The organism is Azohydromonas australica DSM 1124 (genome assembly GCF_000430725.1).
In the GTDB taxonomy this organism is placed as follows: domain Bacteria; phylum Pseudomonadota; class Gammaproteobacteria; order Burkholderiales; family Burkholderiaceae_C; genus Azohydromonas; species Azohydromonas australica.
This window is the reverse complement of record NZ_KE387207.1, coordinates 116,022-134,551: the sequence shown is the minus strand read 5'-3', so window position 1 is coordinate 134,551 and position 18,530 is coordinate 116,022. Positions and strand designations below refer to the sequence as shown.

Genomic DNA, 18,530 nt, shown 5'->3' with positions numbered 1-18,530 from the left:
CCGACCGCGTCGGCGGCCTGGACGCCGGCGCGGACGACTACCTCGTGAAGCCCTTTTCCATGCAGGAGCTGCAGGCGCGCATGCGCGCCGTGCTGCGCCGGCGCGCGCCCGAGGCGCTGGAGGCGGCGCTGGAGATCGCCGGGCTGCGGCTGGACCCGGCCACGCGCCGCGTCACGCGCACGCTCGAAGGCAACGTGCGCGACGTGAAGGTGGGGCCCACGGAGTTCCGGCTGCTGCACTTCCTGATGGCGCATCCGCAGCGCGTGCACTCACGCTCGCAGCTGCTGGACCGCGTCTGGGGCGACCACGTGTTCATCGAGGAGCGCACGGTGGACGTGCACGTCAAGCGCTTGCGCGAGGCGCTGGCGCCGGTGGAGTGCGCCGCGCTGATCGAGACCGTGCGCGGCGCCGGCTACCGCTTGGCGCAGTGGGCCGAAGCGGGCTGAGCGCATGCGCCATCTGCTGGGGCACCCGCTGGGCGCACTGGCGTCCTGGGGCGTGGGCTCGGCCACCGGACTGCTGCTGGGCAACCACCTGGGCGCGCCGCTGACCGGCCTGGCCTTCGGCGGCGCCGTGGGCGTCACGCTGCTGGCCTCGCTGGACGCCCTGCGCGGGCAGCGCCTGCTGCGCTGGCTCAGCGGCGCCCAGGAGGGCGGCGCGCCGCGCGGCCCGGCCTTCTGGGGCGAGCTGGGCTACTGCATGGAGCGCGCGCTGCGCCGGCGCGAGCAGCAGCTGGCGCAGGAGCGGGCGGCGCATGCGCAGTTCCTCAGCGCCATCGAGGCCTCGCCCAACGGCGTGCTGCTGCTCGACGGCGAGGACGCCATCACCTGGTGCAACCCGGCCGCGGCCGACCACTTCGGGCTGGACCCCGAGCGCGACCGCCGGCAGCGCGTGACGAACCTGGTGCGGGCGCCGGGCTTCGTGGCCCTGCTGCAGGCACCCGACGCGCCGCTGCAGCCGCAGCTGCTGTCGGACCTGCGCCGCCCCGGGACGCTGTCGGTGCTGGTGCGCCGCTACGGGCCCGACGAGCGCCTGGTGCTGTCGCAGGACGTGACCGAGCGCGAGCGCCACGAGGCCATGCGGCGCGACTTCGTCGCCAACGTCTCGCACGAGGTCCGCACGCCGCTGACGGCGCTGTCGGGCTTCGTGGAGACCATGCAGGCACTGGCGCTGTCCGAGGACGAGCGCCGGCACGTGCTGGGGCTGATGTCGCAGCAGACCACGCGCATGCGCTCGCTGCTGGACGACCTGCTGGCACTGGCCCGCCTGGAGGGCAGCCCGCGCCCGGCGCCAGACGGCTGGTTCGGACTGGACGCGCTGCTGGAGCGGATCGAGGCGCGCACGCGCTCGCTCTCGGCCGGGCAGCACGCCATCGAGTTCCCACCCGGGGCGGGCCTGGAGCTGGCCGGCAGCGAAAGCGAGATCGACAGCGCGCTCACCAACCTGCTGAGCAACGCCGTGCGCTACACGCCGCCGGGCGGCGGCATCAGCGTGCAGCTGCAGCGGCTGGGCGACGGCCGGCTGGAGATCAGCGTGCGCGACAGCGGCATCGGCATCGCGCGCGAGCACCTGCCGCGGCTGGCCGAGCGCTTCTACCGCGTGGACGGCAGCCGCTCGCGCGAGACCGGCGGCACCGGGCTGGGGCTGTCCATCGTCAAGCACGTGCTCAGCCGACACGGCGGCGAGCTGGGCATCACCAGCAGCCCGGGCAAGGGCTCCACCTTCAGGCTGCTGCTGCCGGCAGCCCGGATACGGCCGGCAGCGCCAACGCCGTCACGCGCTGCAAGCATGCCAACGGCGCTGAGGCTTTAAGTACAAAAACGCATACTCAAGCTCGCAAATCTTCTTTTGGGTCATAAGCACTGCAGCGTATCTTTGCGCGATTGCTTATACAGGTCAGTCATAAGCCGCGAACCATCGCACTGACCTTTCCACATCATGAAAATTCGCGACCTAGACCTCAGCGCCAGTCCGATCAACCTGCAGCACCAGGCGGCGGGGCTGCCGCCGGTGGAAGACCTCGTTTCGCACCCGGACCAGCACCCGGTGCTGCGCCTGGCGATGTGGGCGGCGGTGGCGGTGCTGGCGACGCTGGTGGTGGCGGTGGTGTGGCGGCTGTTCTTCGGCGACAACGGCGGCCACAGCGGCATGGAGCTGATCAGCGGCGCGCTGTCGAACCCCACCTTCTGGAGCGCGCTGGCGGTGGGCTTCCTGGCGCAGGTGGTGGACGGCGCGCTGGGCATGGCTTACGGCATCACGGCCACGACCTTCCTGCTCACGGCCGGCGCCACGCCGGCGGCGGCCAGCGCGAGCGTGCACATCGCCGAGGTGTTCACCACCGGGCTGTCGGGCATCTCGCACGTGAAGCTGGGCAACGTCAACAAGTCGCTGTTCCTGCGCCTGCTGGTGCCGGGCATCCTGGGCGCGGTGCTGGGCGCGGTGCTGGTGACGCAGTTTGACGGCGCGGTGATGAAGCCCTTCATCTCGGCCTACCTGCTGCTGATGGGCGTGTACATCCTGCGCAAGGCCTGGCGCGGCAAGTTCAAGAAGCAGCAGGAGCCGCGCCACGTGGGCAAGCTGGCCCTGGTGGGCGGCTTCGTGGACGCCGCGGGCGGCGGCGGCTGGGGTCCGGTGGTCACCAGCAACCTCATCGGCGCCGGCGGCGACCCGCGCACCACCATCGGCTCGGTGAACTTTGCCGAGTTCTTCCTGACGCTTTCCAGCGCCACCTCCTTCATCCTGCTGGCCGGCGAGCCCGCCACGTGGCTGATGGTGGCGGGCCTGGTGTTCGGCGGCATGTTCGCCGCGCCGCTGGCCGCGCTGCTGTGCAAGAGCCTCAAGCCGCGCACGCTGATGACGGTCGTGGGCGTGCTGATCACGCTGATCAGCGCCTTCAACATCTACAAGGCGCTGCATTGAGTTTGCAGCCCTGAGGAACGGGACGACGGCGCGGGAGCTCCCGCGCCGTTTTCATTTCATGCCTGCACCCCCAGCGCCCCGAAGTTGAGCCGGTACCCGTAGCCGCGCTGGGTCTGGATCATGGAGCGCCCGCGGCTGCCGTCGAGGTGACGGCGCAACCGCTTGATGTTCTGGTCCACGGTGCGCACGTCCACCGTGTGGTCGGGGCCCCAGGTCGCGGCGATGATCTGCTCGCGGCTGACCACGCGCCCCTGGTGCTCGATCAGGCAGCGCAGCAGCTCCAGCTCCGCGCGCGGCAGCGAGATCACGTCGGTCTTGTGGCCGCGCGCCACGCGCACCTCGTGGCGCAGCGTGTCCAGCTCCAGCGGGCCCAGGCGCAGCGTCGCCTTCTCCGGCGGCAGCGGGGCCGGCACGCGCGGGCCGAGCTGCTCGCCCAGGCGGCGCACCACCTCGCGCGGCACGAAGGGCTTGAGCATCCACATCCGGCGCCGGGCGCCGCCGGGCTGCCCGGCATCGGCGTCGGGCATCTGCGAGGACAGCACCAGCGTGGGCGTCTCCTCGTCCTGCGCCTCGTCCGCCGGGGTATCGAGCCAGGCCGCGGAGGCGGGTGAGTCCGCATCCACGAGCACGGCGTCCGGCCGCACCTCGCTGGCGAGCTGGCGGCCCTCCTGCGCCGAGGCGGCGAGGATGGGCAGCAGCCGCGCATGCTGCAGGTGCGAGCCGACCAGCTGGCGAATGGCCGGGTTCTCGATGATCACGAGAACCGAGCGGGGAACGGCGCTGCGGGAGGGGACTGTGGCGGTTCCGGGCATGGGCATGGACATGTGCGTGAAAGGCCTGCCACGGCAGGCATGAGCCACCGGGTACGGCCGCCCATGGTGAAGCCTCGATGTGACAGTCTCTTGACAGGCCCGCGCGCCGCCGCCGCGCCCGCGGGGACAAGGCCGGCCGCTTGCCGCATGGGGTGCTGTTTCCGGGCATGCCACGGCGCACGGCACTCGCTTAGCAGGAGGGCACGCCCGCTTTGTCACAGAGTTGTCGCAATCGATTCATAGAGTCCTTGTCCATGAACGATTTCTCATCCACGGAGGCCGGCCCTGCGCCTTCGTTGACCATCCCGAGCGGTACAGCCGCCGCCGCTGCCGCGCCGGGCCTGGTGATGCTCGACCGCGAGAAGGCGATCCTGGCCTTCAACCGCCGGGTGCTGGCGCAGGCGCGGCGCGAGGACGTGCCGCTGCTGGAGCGGCTGCGCTACGTCACGATCGTGTCTTCCAACCTGGACGAGTTCTTCGAGGTGCGCTTCGCCGACGTGATGGAAGCCGCGCGGCTGCCCGGCACCGCGGTGACCACGGGCGAGGTGCAGGCCGTCGCGGCCGAGGCGCGCGCGCTGGTGAACGAGCAGTACGCCGTGTTCAACGACGAGGTGATGCCGGCGCTGGAGCGCGAAGGGCTGCGGGTGGTGCAGCACCACCAGCGCAACGCGGCGCAGCGGCGCTGGGTGGCGGGCTTCTTCGAGTCGCAGGTGCGGCCGCTGCTGGTGCCCGTGGGGCTGGACCCGGCGCACCCGTTTCCGACGGTGGCCAACAAGACGCTGAACTTCATCGTGCAGCTCGGTGGCCGCGACGCCTTCGGCCGCGAGAACGCCATCGCCATCGTCAAGGTGCCGCGCGTGCTGCCGCGCGTGATCCGGCTGCCCGAGGAGGTGTCGGAAGGGCGCCAGGCCTTCGTGCTGCTGAGCAGCGTGATCCGTGCGCACCTCGACGAGCTGTTCCCTGGGCGGCAGGTGCTGGCCTTCTCGCAATTCCGCGTCACGCGCGACTCCGACCTGGAGGTGGACGAGGACGACGCCACCAACCTGCGCCAGGCCCTGCGCAGCGGGCTCTACACCCGCCACTTCGGCCAAGCCGTGCGGCTGGAGGTGGTGGACAGCTGCTCCGAGACGCTGGTGCAGTTCCTGCTGCAGCAGTTCCAGCTGCAGCCCTGGGCGCTGTACCGCGTCAACGGCCCGGTCAACCTGGTGCGGCTGACGGAGCTGATCGACCAGGCCGACGCGCGCAGCCTGCGCTTTCCGCCGTGGGAGCCGGCCTGGCCGGCGAGCCTGCCGCAGGGCACCTCCATCTTCGAGCGGCTGCAGCAGGGCAACGTGCTGCTGCACCATCCCTTCGAGAGCTTCGAGCCGGTGGTGCAGTTCCTGCGCGAGGCGGTGGCCGACCCCGACGTGCTGGCCATCAAGCAGACCATCTACCGCACCGGCACGGAGTCGGTGCTGATGGAGCAGCTGCTCGAAGCCGCGCGCCGGGGCAAGGAAGTCACGGTGGTGGTGGAGCTCAAGGCGCGCTTCGACGAGGAGGCCAACATCAACTGGGCCGAGCGGCTGGAGGCCGTGGGCGCGCAGGTGGTGTACGGCATCGTGGGCCTCAAGACCCACGCCAAGCTGCTGCTGGTGACGCGGCGCGAGGGCGCCAAGACCGCCGGCGGGCGGCGCGAGGACGGCGTGCTGCGCCGCTACGCGCACCTGTCCACCGGCAACTACAACGCGCGCACCGCACGGCTCTACACGGACCTGGGCTGCATGACGGCCGATCCCGAGCTCACGGCGGACGCAGACGCGGTGTTCCAGCAGCTCACCGGCCAGGTGGAGCTGGGCAAGCTGCACCGGCTGCTGGCCGCGCCCTTCGCGCTGCAGGCGGCCATGCTGGACCACCTGGTGCAGGTGACGCAGGCGGCGCTGCACGGGCTGCCGGCGCGCGTGGTGGTCAAGTGCAACGCGCTCACCGACCCGCTGCTCATCGACGCGCTGGTGCTGGCCAGCCGGGCCGGCGCGCGCATCGACCTGATCATCCGCGGCGCCTGCATGCTGCCGCCGGGCGTGCCGGGCCTGAGCGACAACATCCGCGTGCGCTCGGTGGTGGGGCGCTTCCTGGAGCACACGCGCGTCTTCTACTTCCGCTGGGGTCCCGCCGACGAGGACGAGGCGCTGTATCTGAGCAGCGCCGACTGGATGAGCCGCAACATGCTGCGCCGCGTCGAGGTGGCGTGGCCGATGCGCGACGTCGTGCTGCGCCAGCGCGTCATCGACGAATGCCTGGTGCCCTACCTGTACGACACGCGTGACAGCTGGGCACTGCAGTCCGACGGCAGTTGGCGCAGCCTGGCCGAGCCGGAGGGCATCGGGGCGCAGCCGGCGCTGATGAACCTGTACCAGGGGTGAAGCGAGATGGACCTGATCCTGTGGCGCCATGCCGAGGCGCATGACCTGCGCGAGGGCGAGACCGACGACCTCGCGCGCGCGCTCACGCCCAAGGGCGAGCGCAACGCCGTGCGCATGGCGCACTGGCTCAACCAGGTGCTGCCGGCCACCACGCGCGTGCTGGTGAGCCCGGCGGTGCGCACGCAGCAGACGGCCGCGGCGCTGGAGCGCAAGTTCAAGACCGTGGCGGCGCTGGCGCCGGACGGCACGGTGGACGCGCTGCTGGACGTGACGCGCTGGCCCGAGGCGCGCGAGCCGGTGCTGGTGGTGGGGCACCAGCCCACGCTGGGGCTGGCGGCGGCGTACCTGCTCGCGGGCACGGCGCAGCCCTGGAGCATCCGCAAGGGCGCGATCTGGTGGCTGCGCTGCAAGGAGAAGGACGGCCGCCAGCAGGTGACGCTGCTGACGGTGCAGTCGCCGTCGCTGCTCTGAGCCGAGGGGGCCGCGACTGTAGGAGAAGTCCGACCGGCAAATGCGGTAATGCTTGATGGCGGCGCAACGGCGCAAGGCGCTCAATGGATGCATCGTGTCCCACGAAACAGGCTGCCGCCATGAACAACTCCCCATTGAGCCCCTTCGGTGAACATTCGCTGACCCTGGTGGCCGGCGTCTTCGACGACGAGCAAAGCGCCGAGCAGGCCGCCGCCTCGCTGCGCCAGGCCCCGGGCCTGCACACCACCGTCATTCATCCTGGCGACCAGCGCATCGGGCGCAAGCTGGAGCCGGAACAGCGGGGCATCTGGCGCACGCTGCTGCGCAGTCACGCCCTGTTCATGTCCGCGGGTGCGCTGCTGGGCGTGGCCGTCGCGCTGGCGCTGGCCGCGGCGGACATCCGCGCGGTGGCCGACTCGCCTTACTTCGCCATGGGCTTTCTCGGGATGATGGGCACCTTCTTCGGCGGCCTGGTCGCCGGGCTGCTGACGCTGCGCCCGGACCACGCCATCGTCATCCGCAAGGTGCGCGCGGCGCTGTCGCGCGGCGCCCATGCGGTGGTCGTGCACCCGATGAACGAGATGAGGGCGCAGGCCGCCGTCGCCGCATTGCGCCGCGCGGGCGCGCAACCCCTGCGGTCGCTGTGACCGCACCCACGCGGGAGCGCCAGGCATGAGCAAGTCCGATGACAAGCGGCTGCACGGCCTGGTGTACGCCGATCCCAAGGCGCGGATCGACCTTTCGGGCATCGATCCGTCCTCCAAGCCGTACTCCCAGGGCGACAAGGCGCAGGACAAGGCGGCGGTGGAGCAGCTGGCCGTGCGCCTGGACGAGCTGCAGAACCGCTTCTGGGCCGACCGCCGCTACAAGCTGCTGGTGGTGCTGCAGGGCACGGACGCCTCCGGCAAGGACGGCACGCTGCGCCACGTCTTCGGCCGCATGAGCCCGCTGGGCGTGCACGCCGTCTCCTGGCGCGCGCCCACCGAGGACGAGCGCGCCCACGACTTCCTGTGGCGCATCCACCAGCGCGTGCCCGCCGCGGGCGAGATCACGGTGTTCAACCGCAGCCACTACGAGGACGTGCTGGTGCCGGTAGTCAAGGGCCAGATCACCGCCCAACAGGTCAAGCAGCGCTTCGCGCAGATCAACGACTTCGAGCGCATGCTCACCGAGACCGGCACCGTGGTCTGCAAGTTCATGCTGCACATCTCCAGGCAGGAGCAGCAGGAGCGGCTGCAGGCGCGGCTGGACGATCCGGCCAAGCACTGGAAGTTCCTGATGGAGGACGTGGAAGCGCGCCGCCACTGGGACGACTACCAGGCCGCCTATGCCGACCTGATCTCGGCCACGGGCACGCCCTGGGCGCCGTGGACCGTGGTGCCGGCCAACTCCAAGACGCACCGCAACCTGATGATCGCCACGCTGCTGGAGCGCACGCTGCAGGGGCTCGATCTTCGCTTCCCGCCGGGCGACCCGGCGCTGAAGGGGCTGCGCATCGAGTGACGCGGGACGCGGCGCCGGCGGGCGCCGCGCCGGCTTTCATGCAACTGCCATGAAGCTGTCACGGCGGCGACATGAAGCCTTCCAAGAATGCGGTGGTTTTCCACGAACAACCGCGTTCTCCAATGAACCACAGCATCACGCCCGCCGACGAGCCCAATGGTTACGACGACAACGAGATCGTCAATCCCGGCGCCAATCCGCACATGAACGAGCTGCTGGCCGCGCGGCTGAGCCGGCGCCAGGCACTCAAGGGCTACGTGGGCGTTGCCGCCGGCGCGCTGCTGGGCACTTCCGCGCTGTCGGCCTGCGGCGGCGGCGACGACGGCACCAGCGGCACGGCCACCTCGCAGGCGCTGAGCCTGGCCTTCACCGCCGTGGACAAGAACAAGAAGGACCTCGTCACCGTGCCCGCGGGCTACCAGGTGAGCATCCTGCACGCGCTGGGCGATCCGCTGCACTACGGCGACGACATGGCCTCGTGGAAGGACGACGGCAGCGAGAGCGCCGCCTCCTACAACCGCCGCATCGGCGACGGCCACGACGGCATGTACTACTTCGGCCTGTCCGAGGCCGGTGCCTACCAGGCCGACCGCTCCGACCGCGGCCTGCTGTGCGTGAACCACGAGTACGTGGTCGGACCCTACGCGCTGCATGCCAACGGCCGCACCATCGTCAACAACGTGCGCACCGTGGCCGCCGAGGTCGAGAAGGAGATCTACGCCCACGGCGTGAGCGTGTGCGAGGTCAAGCGTGGCAGCAGCGGCACGGCCATGAGCATGGTGCGCGGCTCGCGCTTCAACCGCCGCATCACCTCGGCCACAGAGATGGACATCGCCGGCCCGGTCCGCGGCAGCGCGCTGCTGGTGACGAAGTTCTCGCCCACGGGCGTGAAGACCCGCGGCACCAACAACAACTGCGCCAACGGCTACACGCCCTGGGGCACGTACCTTACCTGCGAGGAGAACTACCTCAACGTGCTGGCGCGCGCCGCGGGTGACAACGCCAAGCGCAGCGCCAAGGAGGTCACCGCGCTGACCCGCTACGGCCTGCCCGAGAACCGCCGCAGCCCCTACCTCTGGGACACCGCCGGCAGCGACGACCTGTTTGCGCGCTGGACCTCCTCGGTCACCGGCGCCGCCGCCGCGGAGGACTACCGCAACGTCTTCAACACCTTCGGCTGGGTGGTGGAGATCGACCCCTTCAACCCCGAGTCCGCGCCCGTCAAGCGCACCGCGCTGGGCCGCTTCAACCACGAGGGCGCCTGGCCGGCGCCGGCCGTGGCGGGCCAGCCCATCGTGATCTACATGGGCGACGACTCGCGCAACGAGTACATCTACAAGTACGTCTCCAAGGCCCTGTGGGACGCGAAGGACGTGGGTGGCGGCGTGGCCGCGGGCGCCAAGTACCTCGACGACGGCAAGCTGTACGTGGCGAAGTTCAACGCCGACGGCAGCGGTCAGTGGATCGAGCTGTCCATCGACAACCCGGCCATCAAGGGCTACGCCAAGTACAGCTTCGCGGACCAGGCCGACGTGGTGACGCATGCGCGCCTGGCCGGTGACGCCGTGGCCGCGACGATGATGGACCGCCCGGAGTGGGGCGCGGTGAACCCGCGCAACGGCGAGGCCTACATGACGCTGACCAACAACAGCAACCGCATCGCGCCGACGGCCACGGCCACCAGCAGCAGCCAGCTCAAGCCCGACGCCGCCAACCCGCGCTACTACGAGGACAGCTACACCAAGGCCGACGGCACGACGGCGGTCAACAAGGGCAACCCGAACGGCCACATCGTGCGCTGGCGCGAGGCCGGCGGCAGCGTCGCGGCCACGAGCTTCAACTGGGACGTCTACCTCTTCGGCGCCCAGGCCGATGCCCCGGCGGACGTGAACCTCTCGGGCCTCACCGCCGTCAACGACTTCTCCAGCCCCGACGGCCTGTACTTCGACCCGCGCGGCCTGCTGTGGATCCAGACCGACGACGGCGCCTACACCGACGTGACCAACTGCATGATGCTGGCCGCCGTGCCGGGGCAGGTGGGCGACGGCGGCGCGGCCACCGCCGCGGGCGGCACCGCCACCGTCAAGGGCGCCAACGCCACGCCGGACACGGTGCGGCGCTTCCTGGTCGGCCCGGTGGAGTGCGAGATCACCGGCATCGCCGTCACGCCCGACGGGCGCACGCTGTTCGTCAACGTGCAGCACCCGGGCGAGGACGGCAGCCTCACCGCGCCCACCAGCCACTGGCCGGACAGCCAGGCCAACGCCGCCTCGACCAGGCGCCCGCGCTCGGCCACGGTGGTGGTCACGCGCACGGACGGCGGGACGGTGGGGGTGTGAGCCTGAGCGGCAGCCAGTGACCGGGCCGGCGGCGCCGCGCCCTGGCGGCCGCCGCTGAGCCCACCGCTTCCGACAATGCCCGCGCCAGCGGGCATTGTTCCTTTCAGCCGCCGACCTGCGCCGCCAGCCCGCACCCCGGCGCAGCCAGCGCGGCATGCAGCGTCACCACCCCGCCCACGATCAGCAGCGCCGGCGCGCGCACGCTGTGCAGCGTGGCCAGCCCCGGCAGCGTCTGCAGCGTGCCCACCACGCGGCGGCTGTCGGGCTGCGAGGCGCGCTCCACCAGCGCCGCGGGTGTGTCGGCCGGCAGGCCGTGCGCGGTGAGCTGCGCGCAGATGGACGGCAGCGTCGAGACGCCCATGTAGATCACCACCGTCTGGCGCGGGCGCGCCAGCGCGGCCCAGTCCATGTCCAGCACGCCGGCCTCGCTGCGGCGGTGGCCGGTGGCCAGCACCACCGAGGCCGCGTGGTCGCGGTGCGTCAGCGGCATGCCGGCCTCGGCCGCCGCGGCCTGCGCGGCGCTGATGCCCGGCACCACCTCGAAGGGCACACCCACAGCGGCCAGCGCCTGCGCCTCCTCGCCGCCGCGGCCGAAGATGAAGGGGTCGCCGCCCTTGAGCCGCACCAGCGCGCGCCCGCTGCGCGCGAGCCGGATCATCAGCGTGCAGATGTCCTCCTGCGGCAGCGTGTGGTGCGCGCTCTCCTTGCCCACGTAGATCAGGTCGGCCCCTTCGGGCACCAGGCGCAGCACGTCGCGCGACACCAGGTGGTCGTACAGCACGAGCGAGGCCCGGCGCAGCGCGCGCTCCGCGCGCACCGTCAGCAGCTCCGGGTCGCCCGGGCCGGCACCGACGAGCGTCACGCGGGCCGCGCGCGGCGCCGACGCCACGCTGGGCACGGGGCCGAAGTACAGCGGTTCATCGAGGACGCTCATGGGGGTCTCCGGCTCATGTCGGTTGTGTTGGCCTTCATGGTCCCCACAAGCAGCGAAGCCGTCCTTAAACCAGTTCAAGGACGGCCCGCAGGGGCAGGCGGAGCATCGCCCCCGGCACAGCAAGAACGCTGCACCAGTCGGAGAAAACACATGAACTTCCACAGACTCACCCCCCTGGCCACCGCGGCGTTCATCGCGGCCGTGGCGCTGCAAGCCCATGCCGAGGAGCCCAAGGCGCACGTGTCGCCGCCCGAAGTCGGCTACCAGGCCGGCGGCTCCCCGGTGGGCAGCGAGCCCATGTACCAAAGCACGAACCCCAAGGCCCCGCCGATGACGCAGGCCGAGTTCGACAAGGCGCGCAAGATCTACTTCGAGCGCTGCGCCGGCTGCCACGGCGTGCTGCGCAAGGGCGCCACCGGCAAGCCGCTGACGCCCGACATCACCCTGGCCAAGGGCACCGACTACCTCAAGGTCTTCATCGCCTACGGCTCCGCCGCGGGCATGCCCAACTGGCTGACGTCGGGCGAGTTCAACGACCAGGAAGTCGACCTCATGGCCCGCTACATCCAGCAGGACCCTCCGCAGCCGCCGGAGTGGGGCATGGCCGAGATGAAGGGCACCTGGAAGGTGCTGATCCCGCCCGAGAAGCGTCCGACGAAGAAGGAGAACAACTACAACATCGCCAACATCTTCTCCACCACGCTGCGCGACGCCGGCGAGGTGGCGCTGATCGACGGCGACACCAAGCAGATCATCAACGTCGTCAAGACCGGCTACGCGGTGCACATCTCGCGCACCTCGGCCTCGGGACGATTCCTGTACGTGATCGGGCGCGACGGCCGCGTCAACATGATCGACCTGTGGATGGCCAAGCCCGACAACGTGGCCGAGATCCGCATCGGCCTGGAAGCCCGCTCGGTGGACACCAGCAAGTACAAGGGCAAGGACGGCGACTTCACCGACAAGCTCGCCATCGCCGGCGCCTACTGGCCGCCCCAGTACGTGATCATGAAGGGCGACACGCTGGAGCCGCTCAAGATCATGGGCACCCGCGGCATGACCGTGGACAAGCAGGAGTACCACCCCGAGCCGCGCGTGGCCTCGATCGTGGCCTCGCACTTCAAGCCTGAGTTCATCGTCAACGTCAAGGAAACCGGCAAGACGCTGATGGTGGACTACTCCAACCTCGACGCCCTAAAGGTCACCGAGGTCGCCAACGCCCGCTTCCTGCACGACGGCGGCTGGGACGCCTCCAAGCGCTACTTCATGGTGGCGGCCAACCAGTCCAACAAGATCGGCGTGATCGACGCCAAGGAAGACAAGCTCGCCGCGCTGGTGGACGTGGGCAAGATCCCGCACCCGGGCCGCGGCGCCAACTTCGTGCACCCGAAGTTCGGCCCCGTGTGGGCCACGGGCCACCTGGGCGACGAGACCATCTCCCTGATCGGCACCGACCCCGTCAAGCACAAGGCGCAGGCCTTCAAGGTGGTGCAGACGCTCAAGGGCCAGGGCGGCGGCAACCTCTTCCTCAAGAGCCACCCGAACTCGCAGCACCTGTACGTCGACACGCCGCTCAACCCGGACCCGAAGATGTCGCAGTCGGTGGCGGTGTACGACATCAAGAACCTCGACAAGGGCTTCACCGTGCTGCCCATCGCCGAGTGGGCGGGCATGAAGGACGGCGGCGCCATGCGCGTGGTGCAGCCCGAGTACAACAAGGCCGGCGACGAGGTCTGGTTCTCGGTGTGGTCCGCCAAGGACAAGCAGAGCGCGCTGGTGGTCGTGGACGACAAGACGCTCAAGCTCAAGGCCGTGATCAAGGATCCGCGCCTGGTCACGCCCACGGGCCACTTCAACATCCACAACACCCAGCACGACGTCTACTGAGCCGTCGCCGTTGACGCCGCAACCTGATCCCCGGCTCCTGCCCCGCCCGCAAGGCGGGAGAGGAGCAGGGCAGAGGGCTGCGGCCCGACCAAGGAACTCACCATGAAATCCCTGCTCATCGCCACCGCGGCGGCCACCGCCGCGCTGCTGTCGGCGCCCGCCTTCGCCGATGCCGACGCCGCCATGAACAAGGCCGGCTGCATGGCCTGCCATGCCAAGGACAAGAAGCTCGTGGGCCCCGCCTTCAAGGAAGTGGCCGCCAAGTACAAGGGCCAGGACGCCACCGCGCAGTTGATGGACAAGGTGCGCAAGGGCGGCTCGGGCAGCTTCGGCCCCATCCCCATGCCCGCCCACAACGCGGACAAGATCAGCGACGGCGACCTCAAGGCCGCGGTCGAGCAGATCCTCAAGTCCTGAGCCGCTCGCCATGACCAAGCCGCTGCTGGCCGCCCTTGGACTCGCACTGGCCTGCGCCGGTGCCTGGGCGCAGGAAGTGTCCCCCGCGCGCCAGGCGCAGCTGCAGCGCCTGCTGCGCCAGGACTGCGGCTCCTGCCACGGCATGCGGCTCACCGGCGGGCTCGGTCCCGCCCTCACGCGCCAGGCGCTGGCGGACATGCCGCTGGAGAGCCTGGCCGCCACCATCTACCACGGCCGGCCCGGCACGCCCATGCCGCCGTGGAGCTCGTTCATGAGCGCCGACGAGGCGCAATGGCTCGCCCGCCTGCTGCTCGCGGGCGTGCCGGAGGAAAGCCAATGATCAACCGCCGCCAGTGGCTGCAGTCCGCCGCCGGCAGCGCCGCGCTGCTGGGCCTGGCCGGCTGCGCCAGCACGCCCTTTGCGACGACGCCTGCGATCAGCACCGGAACGGGCGACCTGGGCGTGGTGGTCGAGCGCGCCACCGGCAAGCTGGCCATCGTCAACACCAGCCAGCCGCGCGTGCTGGCCGAGGTGGAAGGGCTGGGCGACCTGTCGCATGCCTCGGTCGTGTTCTCTCGCGACGCCGCCAGCGCCTTCGTCTTCGGCCGCGACGGCGCGCTCAGCCGCGTGGACCTGCTGCAGCGCCGCATCACCGGCCGCGTGATGCAGGCCGGCAACTCCATCGGCGGCGCCATCTCGCAGGACGGCCGCCTGGTTGCGGCCCAGAACTACCAGCCCGGCGGCATCAAGGTCTTCGACGCCCGCACGCTGGAACTCGTCGCCGACCTCCCCGCCATCGGCGCCGACGGCAAGGCCTCGCGCGTGGTGGGACTGGCCGACCTGCCGGGCCACCGCTTCATCTACGCGCTCTTCGACGCGGGCGAGATCTGGATCGCCGACCTGAGCCAGCCCGGGGTGCCCAAGCTGACCAAGTTCCGCGACATCGGCAAGCAGCCCTACGACGCGCTGGTCACGCCCAACGGCCGCCACTACATCGCCGGGCTGTTCGGCGAGGACGGCCTGGCGCTGATCGACCTGTGGGACGAGCAGCCGCGCGCGCGCCGCATCCTCGCCGGCTACGGCCGCGGCCAGGCGCCGCTGCCGGTGTTCAAGATGCCGCACCTGCGCGGCTGGGCCGTGGCCGGGCGCCACGCCTACCTGCCCGCCATCGGCCGCCACGAGGTGCTGGTGGTGGACACCGAGACCTGGGCCGAGGTGGACCGCATCCCCGTGGCCGGGCAGCCGGTGTTCGCCATGGCGCGCCCCGACGGGCGCCAGGTGTGGGTCAACTTCGCCGTGCCCGACTACAGCCGCGTGCAGGTCATCGACACGCCCTCGCGCCGCGTGGTGCGCACGCTGGAGCCGGGCGAGGCCGTGCTGCACATGGAGTTCACGCCGCGCGGCGAGGCGGTGTGGATCAGCTCGCGCGACGCCAACCGGGTGTCCGTGATCGCCACCGACGGTTTCCAGACGCTGGCGCAGCTGCCGCTGGAAGCGCCCAGCGGCATCTTCTTCACCAGCCGCGCCGCGAGGGTGGGCCTGTGAGCGGCCACCACCTGCGCCTGCTCAACGACTGGCAGCACGGCTTTCCGCTGCTGGCGCGCCCCTTCGACCTGATCGGCCGCGAGCTGGGCTGCGACGGCGCCGAGGTGCTGCGGCAGTACCGCGCGCTGCAGGCGGCCGGCAGCCTCAGCCGCATCGGCGGCGTGTTCGCCGCCGGTGCCGGCGGCGCGGCGGCGCTGTGCGCCTACGCGACCCTGCCGGAACGGCTGGAGGCCGTCGCCGCCACCGTCTCGGCGCATCCGGGCGTCAACCACAACTACGAGCGCGAGCACGCCTTCAACCTGTGGTTCGTGATGACCGGCTGCGACCGCGCCGCGGTGCACGCGGGCATCGACGCGCTGGACGCCGCCACGGGGCTGCGCGCGCTGCGCCTGCCCATGCTGCGCCCCTACCGCATCGACCTGGGTTTCGACCTGCTCGATGCGCGCCGCCGCCGCGCGGCGCCGGGCCACTCGCGCGCCGCGGCCCCAGTGGCCGAGGCCGACCGGGCGCTGGCCGCGCTGGCCGGCGAAGGCCTGCCGCTGGTGGACGAGCCCTACGCCGCGTGGGCCGCGCAGCTCGGCCGCTCCACCGGGGCGGTGCTCGCCACGCTGCAGGGCTGGCAAGAGCGGGGCACGCTGCGCCGCTTCGGCGTGGTGGTGCGCCACCACGAGCTGGGCTTCGACCAGAACGCGATGTGCGTGTTCGACGTGGCCGACGACCGGGTCGATGCCGCCGGCGCGCTGCTGGCGCAGCAGCCGGGCGTGACCCTGTGCTACCGGCGCCAGCGCGACACGGGCTGGCGCTACAACCTTTTCGCCATGGTGCACGGCCGCGAGCGCAACCAAGTGCTGGCGCAGGTGGAGGCCGCCGCCACGGCGGTGGACCTGCTGGCCGTGCCCCGCGCCGTGCTCTTCAGCCGGCGCCGTTTCACCCAGCGCGGCGCGCGCTACTTCGACGCGCCGCGGGAGCTGCAACATGCCTGATTCCAGGAAACCCTCCGCGACCGCCTGTGCCGGCGACGATGGCCGCGCGCCCGGCGCGCCGGCGCCGCTGCTGAGCATGGCCGACGCGGTGCTGATGGAGACGCTGCACGGCGGCTTCCCGCTCTCCGAGCGGCCCTTCGCCGAGATCGGCCGCCGCCTGGAGATGGGCGAGACGCAGGTCATCGAGCGGCTGCACCGGCTGCTGGCGCGCGGGCTGCTCTCGCGCTTCGGGCCGCTCTACCAGATCGAGCGCGCCGGCGGCCTGTTCGTGCTGGCCGCCATGGCCGTGCCCGAAGCCGACTTCGGCCAGGTGGCGGCGCTGCTGCAGACCATGCCCGAGGTGGCGCACAACTACCGGCGCGAGCACGCGCTCAACATGTGGTTCGTGGTCGCGGCCGAGACGCCCGAAGGGGCGCAGGCGGCGCTGGGGCGCATCGCCCAGGCCACGGCGCTCAAGGTCTGGGCCTTCCCCAAGGAACGCGAGTACCACGTGGAGCTGCGCCTGCCGCTGCGCGCGGCGGCCGGCGGCGAGGACGCGCCGCTGCCCAAGGCCCCGCCGCGCCTCGGCCCGCGTCCCGGCGGGGCGCAGCCGCTGAGCGACTTCGAGCGCACGCTGGTGGCCGCCACGCAAAGCGGGCTGCCGCTGGTGGAACGCCCCTATGAAGCCGTGGGCGCCGTGGTCGGTGCCGACGCGCTCACGGTGCGGCTGACGCTGGAGGACCTGCTCGCGCGCGGCGTGATCCGGCGCATCGGCGCCGTGCCGCACCACGTCCGGCTGGGCTTCACCGCCAACGGCATGAGCGTGTGGGACGTGGACGACGCGCAGGTCGACGCGCTGGGCGAGGCCGTGGGCCGCCTGCCCGGCGTGAGCCACTGCTACCGCCGCCCGCGCCATGCGCCCGAGTGGCCCTACAACCTGTTCGCGATGCTGCACGGCCGCTCGCGCGAGGCGGTGCACGCGCAGGCGCGCGCCATCGCGGAGCTGCTGGGCCCGGCCTGCCGCTCGCACGACATCCTCTTCAGCAGCGCGGTGCTCAAGAAGACCGGGCTGCGCCTGCACCCGCAGGGGGTCTGACCATGTTCCGCATCTCCCACTACATGCACGCGCTGGCGCAGGCCGAGCGCACCGGCACCTACCCCGACACGCGCAGCCGCAAGCCGCGCGGGCCGGTGGTGATCTGGAACCTCATCCGCCGCTGCAACCTGACCTGCAAGCACTGCTACGCGCTCTCGGCCGACCACGCCTACACCGGCGAGCTGGACACGGGCGAGGTCTACGGCGTCATGGACGACCTGAGGGCCTTCGGCGTGCCGGTGCTGATCCTCTCCGGCGGCGAGCCGCTGCTGCGGCCGGACATCCTGGACATCGGCCGCCGCGCGGGCGCGATGGGCTTCTACGCGGGGCTGTCCACCAACGGCACGCTCATCGACACCGCACTGGCGGACCAGATCGCCGAGGTCGGCTTCGACTACGTGGGCATCAGCCTGGACGGCATCGGCGCCGTGCACGACCGCTTCCGCCGCCTGGAAGGCGCCTTCGACCGCAGCCTGAAGGCCGTGCGGCTGCTGCGCGACCGCGGCGTGCGCGTGGGCCTGCGCTACACCATGACCGACATGAACGCCGGCGACCTGCGCCCGCTGCTGGAGCTCATGCGCGCCGAGGGCATCCCGAAGTTCTACTTCTCGCACTTGAACTACGCCGGGCGCGGCAACATCCACCGCGGGCGCGACGCGCGCTTCACCGCCACGCGCGAGGCGCTGGACCTGCTGTTCGACCGCGCCTGGGAAGATGCCCGCCGCGGCGGCTGCGAGGAGTACGTCACCGGCAACAACGACGCCGACGGCCCCTACCTGCTGATGTGGGCGCAGCGCCACCTGCCGCACTGGGCGCCGCAGCTCGAAGCGCACCTGCGCCAGTGGGGCGGCAACGCCTCGGGCCTGAACGTGGCCAACATCGACAACCTCGGCCACGTGCACCCGGACACCATGTGGTGGCACCACGACCTGGGCAGCGTGCGCGAGCGGCCCTTCTCGGCCATCTGGAACGACCTCTCCGACCCGCTGATGGCGGGCCTCAAGCAGCAGCCGCGCGCCGTGACGGGGCGCTGCGCCGACTGCCGGCACCTGCCCATCTGCGGCGGCAACACGCGCGTGCGCGCGCAGCAGCTCACCGGCGACCCGTGGGCCGAGGACCCGGGCTGCTACCTGGAGGATGCCGAGATCGGGCTGCAGGCGCCGTCGCAGCGCATCGAGATCACGCCTTTCAGGCACCGGCCGCGCACCATCACCGTGAGGGCCGCGTGATGGACACCGCCTGGCTC

The 18,530-nt window shown here is 71.4% G+C and carries 17 protein-coding genes and 1 pseudogene; 16 read left to right on the top strand and 2 right to left on the bottom strand.

Going from position 1 to position 18,530, the window contains the following annotated elements:
• The 3 genes from H537_RS45985 to H537_RS0128140 form a co-directional block, all read left to right on the top strand.
• Positions 1-446 (top strand): winged helix-turn-helix domain-containing protein (locus H537_RS45985; RefSeq protein ID WP_043460467.1); only part of this gene is annotated, 446 nt, incomplete at its 5' end.
• Positions 447-450: 4 nt separating this feature from the next.
• Entirely contained in the window at positions 451-1,812 is a 1,362-nt protein-coding gene (phoR, locus tag H537_RS0128145; protein WP_043460369.1) for a phosphate regulon sensor histidine kinase PhoR, read from the top strand.
• A gap of 126 nt (positions 1,813-1,938) precedes the next feature.
• Positions 1,939-2,919: a sulfite exporter TauE/SafE family protein gene (locus tag H537_RS0128140; RefSeq protein ID WP_029000523.1), complete on the top strand. Its 981-nt coding sequence runs from the start codon at positions 1,939-1,941 to the stop codon at positions 2,917-2,919.
• A gap of 56 nt (positions 2,920-2,975) precedes the next feature.
• Here the strand turns inward: H537_RS0128140 and H537_RS49785 are convergent, their stop codons facing one another.
• Positions 2,976-3,737: a winged helix-turn-helix transcriptional regulator gene (locus H537_RS49785; RefSeq protein WP_156901988.1), complete on the bottom strand. Its 762-nt coding sequence runs from the start codon at positions 3,735-3,737 to the stop codon at positions 2,976-2,978.
• Between the two features lie 248 nt (positions 3,738-3,985).
• Here H537_RS49785 and ppk1 point away from each other — a divergent pair, with 248 nt between their 5' ends.
• The 5 genes from ppk1 to H537_RS0128110 all read left to right on the top strand — a co-directional run bounded on the left by ppk1 (position 3,986) and on the right by H537_RS0128110 (position 10,443).
• Positions 3,986-6,130, top strand: a complete 2,145-nt coding sequence (ppk1, locus tag H537_RS0128130; RefSeq protein ID WP_084150994.1) for a polyphosphate kinase 1 — start codon at positions 3,986-3,988, stop codon at positions 6,128-6,130.
• A 6-nt stretch (positions 6,131-6,136) separates the two neighbouring features.
• Complete coding sequence (gene sixA / locus H537_RS0128125; RefSeq protein WP_029000520.1) at positions 6,137-6,601, top strand: phosphohistidine phosphatase SixA; 465 nt, start codon at positions 6,137-6,139, stop codon at positions 6,599-6,601.
• A gap of 119 nt (positions 6,602-6,720) precedes the next feature.
• Positions 6,721-7,248: a hypothetical protein gene (locus H537_RS0128120; protein WP_029000519.1), complete on the top strand. Its 528-nt coding sequence runs from the start codon at positions 6,721-6,723 to the stop codon at positions 7,246-7,248.
• 25 nt (positions 7,249-7,273) lie between these two features.
• Complete coding sequence (locus tag H537_RS45975) at positions 7,274-8,104, top strand: PPK2 family polyphosphate kinase (RefSeq protein WP_051243391.1); 831 nt, start codon at positions 7,274-7,276, stop codon at positions 8,102-8,104.
• 122 nt (positions 8,105-8,226) lie between these two features.
• Positions 8,227-10,443 (top strand): PhoX family protein, encoded by a 2,217-nt coding sequence (locus H537_RS0128110; protein ID WP_043460367.1) that lies wholly within the window; start codon positions 8,227-8,229, stop codon positions 10,441-10,443.
• A gap of 103 nt (positions 10,444-10,546) precedes the next feature.
• Here H537_RS0128110 and cobA read toward each other — a convergent pair whose 3' ends face one another.
• Complete coding sequence (gene cobA, locus H537_RS45970) at positions 10,547-11,377, bottom strand: uroporphyrinogen-III C-methyltransferase (RefSeq protein WP_051243389.1); 831 nt, start codon at positions 11,375-11,377, stop codon at positions 10,547-10,549.
• Positions 11,378-11,527: 150 nt separating this feature from the next.
• Here cobA and H537_RS0128100 point away from each other — a divergent pair, with 150 nt between their 5' ends.
• The 8 genes and pseudogenes from H537_RS0128100 to nirJ all read left to right on the top strand — a co-directional run bounded on the left by H537_RS0128100 (position 11,528) and on the right by nirJ (position 18,513).
• Complete coding sequence (locus H537_RS0128100; RefSeq protein WP_029000517.1) at positions 11,528-13,264, top strand: nitrite reductase; 1,737 nt, start codon at positions 11,528-11,530, stop codon at positions 13,262-13,264.
• Positions 13,265-13,366: 102 nt separating this feature from the next.
• The gene (locus tag H537_RS0128095) at positions 13,367-13,681 is read left to right on the top strand and encodes a c-type cytochrome (RefSeq protein ID WP_029000516.1); all 315 of its coding nucleotides are present in this window, start codon (positions 13,367-13,369) and stop codon (positions 13,679-13,681) included.
• 10 nt (positions 13,682-13,691) lie between these two features.
• Complete coding sequence (locus tag H537_RS0128090) at positions 13,692-14,021, top strand: c-type cytochrome (protein WP_029000515.1); 330 nt, start codon at positions 13,692-13,694, stop codon at positions 14,019-14,021.
• Positions 14,018-15,226, top strand: a complete 1,209-nt coding sequence (locus H537_RS0128085) for a cytochrome D1 domain-containing protein (RefSeq protein ID WP_029000514.1) — start codon at positions 14,018-14,020, stop codon at positions 15,224-15,226. The genes H537_RS0128090 and H537_RS0128085 overlap by 4 nt, the downstream gene beginning before the upstream one ends.
• Positions 15,223-16,209, top strand: coding sequence for a siroheme decarboxylase subunit beta (gene ahbB / locus H537_RS0128080; RefSeq protein WP_029000513.1), 987 nt, complete (start codon positions 15,223-15,225; stop codon positions 16,207-16,209). The genes H537_RS0128085 and ahbB (H537_RS0128080) overlap by 4 nt, the downstream gene beginning before the upstream one ends.
• Positions 16,202-16,636 (top strand): annotated as a pseudogene (locus H537_RS56595) (Lrp/AsnC family transcriptional regulator); the annotation flags it as partial. The gene ahbB (H537_RS0128080) and the pseudogene H537_RS56595, both read left to right, overlap by 8 nt.
• Before the next feature lie 165 nt (positions 16,637-16,801).
• Positions 16,802-17,284 (top strand): siroheme decarboxylase subunit beta, encoded by a 483-nt coding sequence (gene ahbB, locus H537_RS55135; protein ID WP_211235100.1) that lies wholly within the window; start codon positions 16,802-16,804, stop codon positions 17,282-17,284.
• A 2-nt stretch (positions 17,285-17,286) separates the two neighbouring features.
• Positions 17,287-18,513: a heme d1 biosynthesis radical SAM protein NirJ gene (gene nirJ, locus H537_RS0128070; RefSeq protein WP_029000511.1), complete on the top strand. Its 1,227-nt coding sequence runs from the start codon at positions 17,287-17,289 to the stop codon at positions 18,511-18,513.
• The last annotated feature ends 17 nt before the right edge of the window (positions 18,514-18,530 follow it).

What these genes read in the sequence shown, in the direction of transcription:
- phoR (WP_043460369.1), top strand. Translation starts at nt 451, where the DNA reads ATGCGCCATCTGCTGGGGCACCCGCTGGGCGCACTGGCGTCCTGGGGC.
- H537_RS0128140 (WP_029000523.1), top strand. Translation starts at nt 1,939, where the DNA reads ATGAAAATTCGCGACCTAGACCTCAGCGCCAGTCCGATCAACCTGCAG.
- H537_RS49785 (WP_156901988.1), bottom strand. Translation starts at nt 3,737, where the DNA reads ATGCCCATGCCCGGAACCGCCACAGTCCCCTCCCGCAGCGCCGTTCCC.
- ppk1 (WP_084150994.1), top strand. Translation starts at nt 3,986, where the DNA reads ATGAACGATTTCTCATCCACGGAGGCCGGCCCTGCGCCTTCGTTGACC.
- sixA (WP_029000520.1), top strand. Translation starts at nt 6,137, where the DNA reads ATGGACCTGATCCTGTGGCGCCATGCCGAGGCGCATGACCTGCGCGAG.
- H537_RS0128120 (WP_029000519.1), top strand. Translation starts at nt 6,721, where the DNA reads ATGAACAACTCCCCATTGAGCCCCTTCGGTGAACATTCGCTGACCCTG.
- H537_RS45975 (WP_051243391.1), top strand. Translation starts at nt 7,274, where the DNA reads ATGAGCAAGTCCGATGACAAGCGGCTGCACGGCCTGGTGTACGCCGAT.
- H537_RS0128110 (WP_043460367.1), top strand. Translation starts at nt 8,227, where the DNA reads ATGAACCACAGCATCACGCCCGCCGACGAGCCCAATGGTTACGACGAC.
- cobA (WP_051243389.1), bottom strand. Translation starts at nt 11,377, where the DNA reads ATGAGCGTCCTCGATGAACCGCTGTACTTCGGCCCCGTGCCCAGCGTG.
- H537_RS0128100 (WP_029000517.1), top strand. Translation starts at nt 11,528, where the DNA reads ATGAACTTCCACAGACTCACCCCCCTGGCCACCGCGGCGTTCATCGCG.
- H537_RS0128095 (WP_029000516.1), top strand. Translation starts at nt 13,367, where the DNA reads ATGAAATCCCTGCTCATCGCCACCGCGGCGGCCACCGCCGCGCTGCTG.
- H537_RS0128090 (WP_029000515.1), top strand. Translation starts at nt 13,692, where the DNA reads ATGACCAAGCCGCTGCTGGCCGCCCTTGGACTCGCACTGGCCTGCGCC.
- H537_RS0128085 (WP_029000514.1), top strand. Translation starts at nt 14,018, where the DNA reads ATGATCAACCGCCGCCAGTGGCTGCAGTCCGCCGCCGGCAGCGCCGCG.
- nirJ (WP_029000511.1), top strand. Translation starts at nt 17,287, where the DNA reads ATGTTCCGCATCTCCCACTACATGCACGCGCTGGCGCAGGCCGAGCGC.